This is a genomic window from Paractinoplanes atraurantiacus (genome assembly GCF_900215205.1).
GTDB lineage: Bacteria > Actinomycetota > Actinomycetes > Mycobacteriales > Micromonosporaceae > Actinoplanes > Actinoplanes atraurantiacus.
The window spans coordinates 1362629-1375075 of record NZ_OBDY01000001.1; the positions used below are offsets into that span (position 1 = coordinate 1362629).

Sequence of the window (12447 nt, forward strand, 5' to 3'; positions counted from 1 at the left end):
GCCACCGTGGACAAGAGCGCCGACGTCCTGCTCTCCGACGGCACCGCCGTCCATCTCCGGCAGATCCGGCCGGGCGACGCACCGGCCATCGTGGAGTTCCACTCCCGCATGAGCGACCGGACCCGCTACCTGCGCTACTTCTCGCCGTACCCGCGCATTCCCGAGCGCGACCTCGAGCGCTTCGTCAACGTCGACCATCGCGACCGCGAGGCGTTCGTCATCGTCACCGGCCCGCGCATCATGGCGGTCGGCCGCTACGAGCGGCTCGGGCCCGACTCGCCCGACGCCGAGGTCGCCTTCGTGGTCGAGGACGCCCATCAGGGCCGCGGCATCGGCTCGGTCCTGCTCGAATATCTGGCCGAGGCCGCGCGGGCCAACGGCATCACCCGCTTCGTGGCCGAGGTCCTCCCGGAAAACTCGGGCATGTTGCGGGTCTTCAGCGACTTCGGCTACCAGGTGCAGCGCAAATACGCGGACGGCGTGGTCCACCTCAGCTTCCCGATCGCGCCCACCGAGAAATCGCGCGAGGTGCAGGAGTCCCGCGAGAAACTCACCGAGGCCCGCTCGATCGCCCGCCTGCTGGCCCCGCGCGCGGTGGCCGTCTACGGCGCCAGCGCCAGCGGCCAGGGCATCGGCGCCGCCATGCTCGGCCACCTGCGCGACGGCGGCTTCACCGGCACGATCGTCCCGGTGCACCGCAGCGCCGAGCGGGTGGGTGGCCTGAGGGCCTACCGGTCCGCGGCCGACGCCGGCGCGACCGTCGACCTGGCGCTCATCGCCGTGCCACCCGAGGGTGTCGCCGACGCTCTGGCCGACGCCGCCGCGAGCGGAGCGGGCGGCCTGGTAGTGGTCTCCGCAGGCTTCGCCGAGGCCGGCGCCGAGGGAGCGGCCGCCCAGCGCGAGCTGATCCAGAGCGCCCACGACGCGGGCCTGCGCGTCGTCGGCCCCAACAGCATGGGCGTGGCCAACACCGATTCGGCCGTACGCCTCAACGCCACCCTCGCCCCGAGACTGCCGGCCGCCGGCCGGGTCGGCTTCTTCAGCCAGAGCGGCGCGCTCGGCGTCGCCCTGCTGGCCGAGGCCGACCGCCGCGGCCTGGGCCTGTCCAGCTTCGTCTCGGCCGGCAACCGCGCCGACGTCTCCGGCAACGACCTGCTGCAGTACTGGCAGGACGACCCCGGCACCGACGTCGTCCTGCTCTATCTCGAGACGTTCGGCAACCCGCGCAAGTTCGCCCGCCTGGCCCGCCGGATGAGCCGGGTCAAACCGGTGGTGGCGGTCGCCTCGGCCACCCGCCCGGCCGGCCTGGCCGGCGACGGTCCCGGCCCCGACCCCTACGCGGTGACCGCCCTGTTCGCCCGTTCCGGCGTCATCCGCGTCGACACCGTGCGCGAGCTCTTCGACGTCGGCCTGCTCCTCGCCCACCAGCCACTGCCCGGCGGCCGCCGGGTGGCCGTGGTCGGCAACTCGTCGGCGCTCTCCGAGCTGGCCGTCTCGGCCTGCCGCGCCGACGGCCTCACCGTGGCCGAGGGCTACCCGGTGAACATCAGCCCGATGGCCGGCGCCCACGACTTCGCCGACGCCCTGGCCGACGCCGCCGTCGACGACCGCGCCGACGCCCTGGTCGTCGTCTTCGCCCCGCCCCTGCCCGGCCAGCTCGCCGACGAGGACGCCGACTTCGCCGCGGCCCTGGCCAGCATCGCCCTGGCCGGCGAGAAACCGACGGTGGCCACGTTCCTGCTCGAAGACCTGTCCACAAAGGTGCCCTCCTACCCGTCGGTCGAGGAGGCGGTGCGGGCCCTGGCCCGGGTCGCGTACTACGCCGACTGGCTGCGCCGCCCACCCGGCGTCCTGCCCGCGCTGCCCGACATAGCCCCCGAGGCGGCCGAGCTCGACGGCCCACCTTCAGATCTGCTTTCGGCGTACGGGATCGACGTCGTCCCGTCCACGTTGGCCTCCTCGGCCGACGAGGCGGTGGCCGCCGCCTCGTCGCTGGGTTACCCGGTCGCCTTGAAAGCCGCGGGCGGCGCCCTGCGGCACCGGATCGACCTGGGCGCGGTCCGCCTGGCCCTGGCCGACGAGGAGGACGTACGGGCCGCGTGGGCCGAACTGGCCGGCGCGTTCGGCCCCGACGTGCTGGTCCAGACGATGGTCGCCCCCGGTGTGGCGTGCCGCATCGAGGTGATGGAGGATCCCGCCTTCGGCCCCGTGGTCGGCTTCGGCCTGGGCGGCGTGGCCAGCGAGCTCCTGGGCGACCTGGCCTGGCGCGCGGCCCCTCTCACCGACCGGGCCGCCGAGGCCCTGGTCGACGAGCCGAGGGCCGCCCCACTGCTGCACGGCTACCGGGGTTCGGCCCCGGTCGACCGCGCCGCCCTGACCGACCTGTTGCTCCGCGTCGGCCGCCTGGCCGACGACCACCCCCGCCTCCGAAGCCTTTCCCTCAACCCGGTCCTGGCCCGCCCCGACGGCTTCTCGGTCCTGCACGCCGCCACCGAGATAGGCGACCCCACCCGCCGCCCCGACACGGGCCCCCGCCGCCTGCGCACCCCCTGAAGCCGCACCGGCCACCTTGCCGTGCCGCTCGTACCCCGGCGATACGGTCGCCCGGCTCGGCAATTCACGAGGGGACGGCCGGGCGATGATCGAGGCAGGGCGAGGAGACCTCTGGCGGCCGATGTCGATGCGCTGGTCAACGGCCGGGGTCATGGGCGGGCACAGCGCTCCAGTTCAAGCAGAGCTTCCCGGTCCGGCCTCGACTCGCTCGCCATCCCCGCCCTCGGTTGCGGCGCCGGCGGCCTAGCCTGGCCCGACGTCTGCGCCGTGATCGAGCACGCATGCGCCCGGATCCCCGACGTCCGCACCCTGCTCTTCGCCCCGCCCGGCTGAGGCCCCGGCTCAGACTCCGCCGCAGCGCCCGTGAGGGTGACGCCCTGGGCTCGGCCCTCGCGGCGCTCTGCTCGGGTGGTGTCATCAGGCGTGCAGTCATCTGGCTCATGCGGGGGACGGTCGCCCGGGCGCATGATGGCGGCCACAGCGAGGGTTTACGGCCCGGCCGCTCGGGCACGATGCAGCGGCCGACTTCGGAAGAAGGAAGAACGAGATGAGCGACTCGCAGGAGAGCATCGAGCGGGAGATCGCCGGGGGCGACTACGGTCCCGGGATCTTCGACGAGCCCAGCACCTACCGCCCCGAGAAGGGCGACGACGACGCCGGCCTGTCCAGCACCCTGGCCGCGGGCACCGACACCGAGCAGCTCCAGGACGGTGGCCCCCACCCCGAGCACGGCATCATGACCACCACGGGCGGCACCGCCGGCCCGAACAGTTTCCGCACCCGCCCGCGCTCCGGCCCCGGCGTGGCCAACACGACGACCGGCGACGCCACCACCGGCGCCATGGAGACCCCGGTCGACGGCTACACGAGCGACGCGAGCAGCAACGCCGTCGACTGACAGCCCCGCGGTCGCGCGTGGTCCGCGAATACGGCCGCGCGTGGTCCGCGAATACGGCCGCGCGTGGTCCGCGAATACGGCCGCGCGTGGTCCGCGAATACGGCCGCGCGTGGCCCGCAAAACGGCCGCGCGTGGCCCGCGAACACGGCTGCGCGTGGTCCCGGCGCGCCGGTCGCGACAAAACGGGCGCGGCGCGGAGAGGGCGACGGTTCCGATACCGTCACGCACGTGACGGAACGGGATGTGACGGCCCCGGGTGCAGCCGGCTCCGGCGCGACGGGCGAGGGTGCGGCGGGCGCTGGCCTGACGGGCGAGGGTGCGGCGGGCTCCGGCGCGACGGGCGAGGGTGCGGCGGGCGCTGGCCTGACGGGCGAGGGTGCGGCGGGCGCTGGCCTGACGGGCGAGGGTGCGGCGGGCCCCGACGTGACGGGCGCGGATCCGGCCCGCTCTGATGCGGTGGGCCCTGATGTGGCGGTTCCTGAATCGGTGGGGCTGCCGTTTGCCTCGGGGCGTGAAGCGGATGTCTATGCGCTCGGTGACGGCCGGGTCCTGCGGCGCTACCGGCATGGGGGTGACGCTGCGCCTGAGGCGGCCGTCATGGCGTACGCCGGGAAGCACGGTTTTCCCGTCCCTGAGGTCTTCCGGGCCGGCGGCGCCGATCTCGTCATGGAGCGCCTCGACGGACCCACCCTGGCTCAGGCCCTGCTCGCCGGCGATCTGACCGTCGATCGCGGCGCCACGATCTTGGCCGATCTGCTGCGGCAGCTGCACGACCTGCCGCCGATGCGTGACGGTGAGACGCTCGTCCACCTCGATGTGCACCCCGAGAATGTGGTGCTCAGCCAGCGCGGCCCCGTCCTCATCGACTGGCGCAACGCCGGCGACGGCCCGGCCGACCTCGACACCGCCCTGGCCGCCCTGATCCTGGCCCAGGTCGCCGTCGGCGCCATCGACCACGAGCTGGGCAGTCACGCCGGCGAGCTCCTCGACCTCTTCCTGGAGCGCGCCTCCGGCGACCCCGTCCGGCTCCTTCCCGAGGCCGTCGAGATCAGGCGCGGGCAGCCCACCATGTCGCCCGAGGAGATCGAGCAACTCTCCGTGGCCGCCGCCCGAGTACGAGGAGTGAAGTAGATGCGTGCTCTTGTGCAGACTGTGAGCCGGGCCAGCGTCACCGTCGACGACGAGGTGGTCGGCAAGATCGAGGACGGCTTGCTCGTGCTCGTCGGTGTCACCCACGACGACACGCCCGAGAAGGCCGAGCACCTCGCCCGCAAAACGCATGAACTGCGCATTTTGGACGGCGACAGATCCGCCCAGGAAACCCAAGCACCCTTGCTGGTGGTCAGCCAGTTCACGCTTTACGGCGACGTTCGCAAGGGCCGCCGCCCGTCGTGGACCGCCGCCGCGCCCGCCGAGATGGCCGAGCCGCTGATCAACCGCTATGTCGAAGCACTGCGCGCCCGGGGCGCGACGGTCGAGACCGGCCGCTTCCGGGCGCACATGCTGGTCGAGAGCGTCAACGTGGGACCGCGCTCGATCTGGATCGAGCTTTAGAAGAACAGCCCCCGCCGCTGCGCCGACTGCCGCAACCAGTTGTCCAGCTGCGCACCCCAGTCGGTGTGGTCGACCGTCGCGTAGTCCACGTCGAAGCGCCCGAACGCGTCGTGCCCCTCGGTGAACAGCCCGCCCCGCTTGTCGATCTCGAGGATCACCTGGAGTTTCTGCGGCGTCGGGATGAACGTCAGCTCGAGCTGGTTGATCCCGCTCGCGTAAGCCGACGGCGGGTAGAACTCGATCTCCTGGTAGAACGGCAGGCTCTGCTGCGCCCCGTACACCCGGCCGCGCTCCACGTCGGCCCGGCTGAACCGGAAGCCCAGCCGCAGCAGGGCGTCGAGGAGCCGTTCCTGCGCCGGCAGCGGATGCACCGCCACCGCGTCCAGGTCGGACTTGTCGACGGCCCGCGCCACCTCGAGCTCCGTGGCCAGCCCCATCGTCATGCCGTGCAGATGCTGCCCGTACACCTCGGTGATCGGGGTTTCCCACGGGACGTCGAAGCGGAACGGTACGTCGTATTTCGCACCCGGCTCCAGGCGGAACGAACCGGTCAGCCGCTGGCGGTGGAACTCCTGATCGGTGTTGTACTCACTGTCACCGCTCTCCACCTCGACCCGCGTGACCAGGCCGACCGCGAGATATTCCACGTCGACCGCGTGATCGCCGCCGACGACGTGCACCTGTCCCTCGAGGAATCCGCCCGGCCGGCAGTTGGGGTTGGCCAGCACCGTCTCGACCGACGGGCCGCCGACTCCCAGTGCCTGCAACATCTTTTTGAAGACCACTGAACCATCTCCTCCTCGAGGGCGTGTGGGGAACAGTATCGACGCACAGCAACCGACCGGTACCGGCATTTCGGGCACTTGTCGGCTTGGCGACGTCAGGGTTCTCCCTGATTCATGCCACCTGGACGCTTGCCTCACCTCGGCTTAACGCGTCCCGGGCCAAGCTATCGATCACCGGCACGCAAGTGACTGGACAGCTCGAGACGGTTTATCAGCGGGGAGGGGACTGAAAGGTGGTCCTGCAGATGAAGGCGACCGACAACAGCATGACGGACGGTGTCGAGCTCCTCACCGACCTGGACGCTACCGACGAGCGTGGCGTCTCCGCGGACCTTGTCCGGGCCTACCTGAACGGCATCGGCCGGACCCGCCTGCTCACCGCCGTCGAGGAGGTCGAGCTCTCCAAGCGGATCGAGGCCGGCCTCTACGCCGACGAGAAGCTCCCGGAGGCATCCGACGACCTGGCAAGCCTGCTGCGCGTGATCATCGCCGAGGGCAAGGCGGCCAAGAACCACCTCCTCGAGGCCAACCTCCGGCTCGTGGTCAGCATCGCGAAGCGCTACACCGGCCGCGGCATGGCCTTCCTCGACCTGATCCAGGAAGGCAACCTGGGCCTGATCCGCGCGGTCGAGAAGTTCGACTACACCAAGGGCTACAAGTTCTCGACGTACGCGACGTGGTGGATCCGCCAGGCGATCACCCGCGCCATGGCCGACCAGGCCCGCACCATCCGCATCCCGGTGCACATGGTCGAGCAGGTCAACCGCATGGTCCGCAGCCGTCGCGACCTCGCCGCCACGCTGGGCCGCGAGCCCAGCATCGCCGAGATCGCCACCGCCATGGGCGTCCAGGAATTCCAGGTCATCGAGCTCATCTCGTACGACCGCGAGCCGGTCAGCCTCGACCAGGCCGTCGGTGAGGACGGCGAGAGCGCCCTGGGCGATTTCGTCGCCGCCGTCGAGCACCAGCCGGGCGTCGGCCACGGCCAGGGCGAGCTGCGCAGCGAGGTCGAGATCGTGCTGGCCACGCTGTCGGAGCGCGAGTCGGCCGTGATCCGCCTGCGCTTCGGTCTCGACGACGGCCGCCAGCGCACTCTCGACGAGGTCGGCCGCGAGTTCGGCCTGAGCCGCGAGCGCATCCGCCAGATCGAGAAGGTCACCATGCTCAAGCTCCGCGACCCCGAGCGCGCGTCGCGCCTCGAGGCCTACGCCAGCTAGAAAGCCGACGACTGAAACCCCTTGCCGCCCGGTGAGCCTCGCGCTCCCGGGCGGTTGTGCGCGAGCGGAGAAACGGGCGCCTGCGAAGATGAGCGCCATGACGATTTCCCTGCCGATCGAGGCCGAGGCCAACAAGCTGCTCTCGTCCGACCCGCTGGCGCTGCTGATCGGCATGGTGCTCGATCAGCAGATTCCGCTGGAGAAGGCGTTCACGTCGCCGTGGGTGCTGGCTCAGCGGCTCGGCCACGCGTACACGGCCGAGGAGCTGGCCGACTTCGACCCCGAGGCGCTCATTGCGATCTTCGCCGAGCCACCCGCGCTGCACCGCTTCCCCAAGGCGATGGCCGCCCGCGTGCAGGAGGTGTGCCGCGCGCTGGTCGACCGCTATGACGGTGACGCCGCCAACCTGTGGGCCGGCGTCGAGGACGGCGGCGAGCTGATCAAGCGGGTCGCCTCGCTGCCCGGGTTCGGCAAGCAGAAGTCGCAGATCTTCGTCGCGCTGCTGGGCAAGCAGTACGGTGTCGAGCCGTCCGGCTGGCGCGAGGCCGCCGGCGGCTACGGGGCCGAGGGCTCGTTCAAGTCCGTGGCCGACATCGTCGACGGTGAGTCGCTTGGCAAGGTCCGCGCGTACAAGAAGGAAATGAAGGCGGCCGCCAAGGCCAAGTGAAGGTATTGCGTCGAAGTCTGTCCATTTCTCCTCTCTCGTCAACCCTGCGGTGCCAGGATTTCCGGAGGTGAGGAAAGCCCGCGTTAGCAGCGGTTTTCCCCGACTCCGGTTGTCCATGACGCGTATGCGCACGGCAGTTGAAAGAGAGAGGGGAGACCACCCCCATGCCCTTGACGACGAGCTCCGCCAACGGGCGGGCCACCGATAGCGCTCGGGCGAGCCGGCCCGCGTCGGCGCCGGCCTCGGCCCGCCCCGCCGCCGGTCGCGGCGGGGACAGTGACGCCGGTCGCCGGCAGGCCCGGTCCGTGGCTAAGCAGCAGCAGGCGGCCGAGCGGATCGCCGCCGCCACCGCCGAGATCTCCGCGCAGAACGCCGAGGCCACCGAGGCCTCGCGCCAGCTGACGGAGTCGATGCAGCAGATCTCCGCGGGCGCCGAGGAGGCGTCGGGCGCGACTCAGCAGAGCCTGGCCGCGATGAACCAGGTCGAGGAGCGGGTCGGCCGGCAGGAGGCGACCACCCGGCAGGTGGCCGAGCTCAGCCAGGCCCTGCAGAACCTGCTCAACGAGACCCGCGGCGGCATCAACAACCTGCTCGCGAACGTCGACAACGCCTCGACCCGGCAGACGGCGTCGGTCGTGACAATCACCGAGCTCGAGAAGCAAGCCGACGAAATTGGCGAGATCGTCAAGACAGTGGCACACATCGCCGACCAGACGAATCTTCTCGCGCTGAACGCGGCGATCGAGGCCGCTCGGGCCCGTCAACACGGCAAGGGCTTCGCCGTGGTCGCCGACGAGGTGCGCACTCTCGCCGAGACCAGTGAGCGCAGCGCCCGGCAGATCCGCGACCTGATCGACGAGGTGCGCGAGAGCGTCACCACGATCGCCTCCGGCGTGCAGTCGTCGGCCGAGACGGCGCGCAGCGAGGTGGAGAAGGGCAAGTCGATCACCGAGCAGCTCGAGACCATCCGGGCCGACATGGGCACGATCATGACCGGTGCGACGGAGATGGCCAGGGCGGCGGTCGAGGCGCAGGACGCGACGAAGTCGGCCAAGACCCGCTCGGAGGAGATCGCCGCGGCGGCCGAGCAGCAGTCGGCCGCCTGCGAGGAGTCGCTCCAGACGGTCAACCAGCAGACCCAGGCGCTGCGGCAGAGCGATCAGGCCGCCGAGTCGCTGGCCGAGATCTCCGAGGGGCTGCGCAACAGCACCGACGTCTCCAAGAGCGCGGAGGAGGTCGCCTCGGCGGCCGAGCAGCTGTCGGCCGCGGTGGAGGAGATCAACCGCGCCGCGAGCCAGATCAACGTCGCGATCAACGAGATCAACTCGGGAGCCCGCACGGCCGCCGAGAAGGGCCAGCAGACCTCCGAGGCCGTCTCGAAGATCGAGCAGGGCGCACAGCTGTCGATGACCCGGGCCGGCAACGCGGTTGAGCGGGCCGACGGCATCCTCGGCCTGCTCAACACGAACAAGGACGCGGTCGACTCGATGATCGACGCGATCGCCCAGGCGTCCCGCGACGGCATCGAGAGCGTCCGCAAGGTGACCGAGCTGGAGCAGATCTCCCGGCGGATCGACAAGATCGTCGATGCGATCGCCAACGTCTCCATCCAGACCAACATGCTGGCCGTGAACGGCTCGGTCGAGTCGGCCCGGGCCGGCGAGTTCGGCAAGGGCTTCGCGGTCGTCTCCACCGACATCCGCAACCTGGCCCGCGACTCGGCCGACAACGCCGACCGGATCAAGGATCTCGTCAAAGCGGTGCAGGACCGGATCGTCGAGGTCCGCTCCGACCTCGAGGAGACCAGCCGCCAGGCGCTGGCCGAGGTCGAGGCGGCCAAGGTCACCACGGCCCGGCTCGAGGAGATCGAGCGGGACATGCAGCAGGTGCGGGCCGGTAACGAGGAGGTCCGCGAGTCGGCTCAGGAGATCACCGGCGTGCTCGGTGAGGTCAAGACCGGGCTCGAACAGATCTCGTCGGCCGCCAACGAGGCCGAGCAACTCGCCGCGCAGGCGTCCACCGCGGCCCGCGAACAGTCACAGGGCGCCGAGGAGCTGGCCGCCGCGGTCGAGGAGATCGCCGCCCTTGCCGACGAGCTTCAGAACGCCGCCGCCTGAGGAAGGGGGCGCACTCATGAGCGTCGAAGAGGAATCAGTCGTCGAGGACGACAACACCGACTACGTCACGTTCGACATGGCCGGCGAGCGGTACGCCTTCCCGATGAGCCGGGTCCAGGAAATCATCCGGATGCCGGCCGTGGTGAAGGTGCCGCTCGGGCCGCCCTCGCTGGAGGGTTTGGCCAACCTGCGCGGCCGCGTGCTGCCGGTGGTGAGCCTGCGCGACTGCTGCGACATGGACGCGCGGGAGCACGACGAGACCACGCGGGTCATCATCGTCGACGGCGGCGTGCCGCTCGGCTTCGTGGTCGACCGGGTCGCCAGCGTGATCAGCATCGACCCGGCGGCGCTGGAATCGGCCGACTCCGTGCAGTCGACGGTCCGCTCGGACGTGCTGGTCGGCGTGATCAAGGCGGACGACGGCAACATGACCACGATCCTCGACGTCGACCGCCTCGTGGGCAGCCAGTTCGACCAGCTCACCGAGCGGGTCCGGGCGGCCGATGCCGGCGCTTCGGGCCGGATGTCGATGGAGCGCGAGGACGAGGGCGACGGCGAGAGCGACGACACCCTCGAGCTGGTCAGCTTCGCCGTGCAGGGCCAGGAGTACGCCCTGCCGATCGACCAGGTGCAGGAGATCGTCCAGGCGCCGGAGTCGGTCAGTCACGTGCCCAACGCGGGCAGCCGCGTCCTGGGCGTGATCGACCTGCGGGGCCGGCTGCTGCCGGTGGTGAGCATGCGCCGCGTGTTCGGCCTGCCGGTCACGCCGCTGGAGCCGCAGAACCGGATCGTCGTCGTCTCGATCGACGGCGGTGTGGTCGGCGTCGTGATGGACACCGTGCGCGAGGTGTTGCGCGTCCCGCACCAGCTGGTGGCCCCGCTGCCGGCCTTCATGGCGGGGGACGGGCGCAAGAGCGAGGTGGAGTCGGTGTGCCGGCTCGAGGACGGCAAGCGCCTGGTCTCCGTCCTGAGCGTCAACCGGATGTTCGACTCGCCCGAGGTACGCAACGAGATCGCCGAACACCAGGGTCAGGGGGACATGCCGCAGATGGCCGAGGAGCGGATGGCCGACGACGGCCGGGGCGACGAGGAGCTGTTCGTCGTGTTCCGGCTCGACGAGGAGGAGTACGCCGTCGACGTCGACGCCGTACAGGAGATCATCCGGGTGCCCGAGGCGCTGATCCGGGTGCCGAAGTCGTACGAGTTCGTCGAGGGGCTGGTCAATCTGCGCGGCACCGTGCTGCCGGTGGTCGATCTGCGGACGCGATTGGGACTGCCCCGCGGCGAGCGGGACGAGCGGCAGCGCATCGTGGTCCTGATCATCAACGGGGTCCGTACCGGCTTCATCGTCGACTCGGTGGCCGAGGTGGCCCGGGTCGGCCGGCACGTGCTGGAGCCGGCGCCGCAGCTCTCGGCCGAGCAGGCCCGCCTGGTGTCGCGGGTGGCCAACCTGCCCGACCAGAAGCGGATGCTGCTGCTGGTCCAGGTCGACCAGCTGCTCGCCGCCGAGCAGGCCGCCGCCCTCGACGTCGTCTGCGAGGAGGTCGTCGTGGAGGCCGGCGACCTCGTCACCGTCTGACCGGGAGACTCCACTGTGGCACCGTCGGTCCTCGTCGTCGACGACTCGGCCCTGATGCGCCGGGCGGTCAAGGGCATCCTCGAGGAAGGTGGTTTCGAGGTGCACACGGCCCGCAACGGGGTCGACGCCCTCGAACAACTTGATCGCGTACGCCCGGACGCCATCACTCTCGACATCAATATGCCCGAGATGGACGGCCTCACCTGCCTTTCGAAGATCATGGCGGAGCGGCCGACCCCGGTCGTCATGCTGTCGTCCCTGACCGAGAAGAACGCCCTGGTCACGTTCGAGGCGCTGGAGCTGGGGGCGGTCGACTACGTGGCCAAGCCGGGCGGCACCGTCTCGCTGAACATCGACGAGGTCGCCCGGGAGATCGTCAGCAAGGTCAAGGCGGCGACCTCGGCCCGCATCAACCGGTCGCGCGGGCTTCGGGAGCGTCTCAAGGCGGCGCCGGAGAAAAAGGCGCCGCCCGGCAAGCCGAGCAAGGCGGGCGAGGTCGACCTGCTGCTGATCGGCTCGTCGACCGGCGGACCGGCGCTGCTGAACGAGCTGTTGCCGCAGCTGCCGGCCACGCTCGGGGCGCCGGTGGTGATCGCGCAGCACATCCCGGCCTCCTTCACCGCCACGCTCGCGCGCCGGCTGGACGAGATCTGCCAACTGCGCGTGCACGAGGTCGACCGGATCATGAACATCGAGCGCGGCCACATCTACCTCGGCAAGGGCAGCGCGGACGTGGTGGTGGCCCGGCGCACCGACGGCCTGATCGTCAAGAGCGTTCCGGCCGCCGCCGAGTACCGCTGGCATCCGAGCGTGGATCGCCTGGTCGGCTCGGCCCGCCGGCACATCGCGGCCGAGCGGCTGGTCTGCACGCTGCTGACCGGCATGGGCGACGACGGCGCCACCGAGATGGCCGCCGTGAAGGCCGACGGCGGCCGCACCATCGCCGAGGCCGAGGAGACGGCGGTCGTCTGGGGCATGCCGGGCGAGCTGTCCCGCCGCGGCGGGGCGACGCTCACGCTGCCCTCGTACGAGATCGCCGACCGCCTCGCTGACTGGGTTCGTTGAGAGAGAAGGGGG

At 71.0% G+C, this 12447-nt stretch carries 10 protein-coding genes; 9 read left to right on the top strand and 1 reads right to left on the bottom strand.

The window, feature by feature from the left end:
• Positions 1-6 precede the first annotated feature (6 nt).
• The 4 genes from CRP55_RS06520 to dtd all read left to right on the top strand — a co-directional run bounded on the left by CRP55_RS06520 (position 7) and on the right by dtd (position 5005).
• Positions 7-2553: a bifunctional acetate--CoA ligase family protein/GNAT family N-acetyltransferase gene (locus tag CRP55_RS06520; RefSeq protein WP_097318606.1), complete on the top strand. Its 2547-nt coding sequence runs from the start codon at positions 7-9 to the stop codon at positions 2551-2553.
• 547 nt (positions 2554-3100) lie between these two features.
• Positions 3101-3451 carry a hypothetical protein gene (locus CRP55_RS06525; RefSeq protein WP_097318607.1) on the top strand — a complete coding sequence of 117 codons (351 nt, stop codon included), beginning with the start codon at positions 3101-3103 and terminating at the stop codon, positions 3449-3451.
• Between the two features lie 228 nt (positions 3452-3679).
• Complete coding sequence (locus tag CRP55_RS06530) at positions 3680-4582, top strand: phosphotransferase (protein ID WP_245922809.1); 903 nt, start codon at positions 3680-3682, stop codon at positions 4580-4582.
• Positions 4583-5005: a D-aminoacyl-tRNA deacylase gene (dtd, locus tag CRP55_RS06535; protein ID WP_097318609.1), complete on the top strand. Its 423-nt coding sequence runs from the start codon at positions 4583-4585 to the stop codon at positions 5003-5005.
• On the opposite strand, the gene CRP55_RS06540 is transcribed toward dtd, so the two are convergent.
• Positions 5002-5790 carry a sporulation protein gene (locus CRP55_RS06540; RefSeq protein WP_097318610.1) on the bottom strand — a complete coding sequence of 263 codons (789 nt, stop codon included), beginning with the start codon at positions 5788-5790 and terminating at the stop codon, positions 5002-5004. The two genes, dtd and CRP55_RS06540, sit on opposite strands and share 4 nt — an antisense overlap.
• A 245-nt stretch (positions 5791-6035) precedes the next feature.
• On the opposite strand from CRP55_RS06540, the gene sigB reads away from it, so the two are divergent.
• From sigB to cheB, 5 genes are all read left to right on the top strand, one after another.
• Positions 6036-7007 carry an RNA polymerase sigma factor SigB gene (gene sigB, locus CRP55_RS06545; RefSeq protein WP_097318611.1) on the top strand — a complete coding sequence of 324 codons (972 nt, stop codon included), beginning with the start codon at positions 6036-6038 and terminating at the stop codon, positions 7005-7007.
• A 97-nt stretch (positions 7008-7104) separates the two neighbouring features.
• Positions 7105-7674 (top strand): HhH-GPD-type base excision DNA repair protein, encoded by a 570-nt coding sequence (locus CRP55_RS06550; RefSeq protein WP_179855022.1) that lies wholly within the window; start codon positions 7105-7107, stop codon positions 7672-7674.
• Between the two features lie 164 nt (positions 7675-7838).
• Positions 7839-9791, top strand: a complete 1953-nt coding sequence (locus tag CRP55_RS06555) for a methyl-accepting chemotaxis protein (protein WP_097318613.1) — start codon at positions 7839-7841, stop codon at positions 9789-9791.
• Between the two features lie 16 nt (positions 9792-9807).
• A complete protein-coding gene (locus tag CRP55_RS06560; protein WP_097318614.1) occupies positions 9808-11370 on the top strand; it encodes a chemotaxis protein CheW in 1563 nt (520 codons plus the stop codon).
• A gap of 15 nt (positions 11371-11385) precedes the next feature.
• On the top strand, positions 11386-12435 hold the full coding sequence (gene cheB, locus CRP55_RS06565; RefSeq protein WP_097318615.1) for a chemotaxis-specific protein-glutamate methyltransferase CheB: 1050 nt from the start codon (positions 11386-11388) through the stop codon (positions 12433-12435).
• Positions 12436-12447 lie beyond the last annotated feature (12 nt).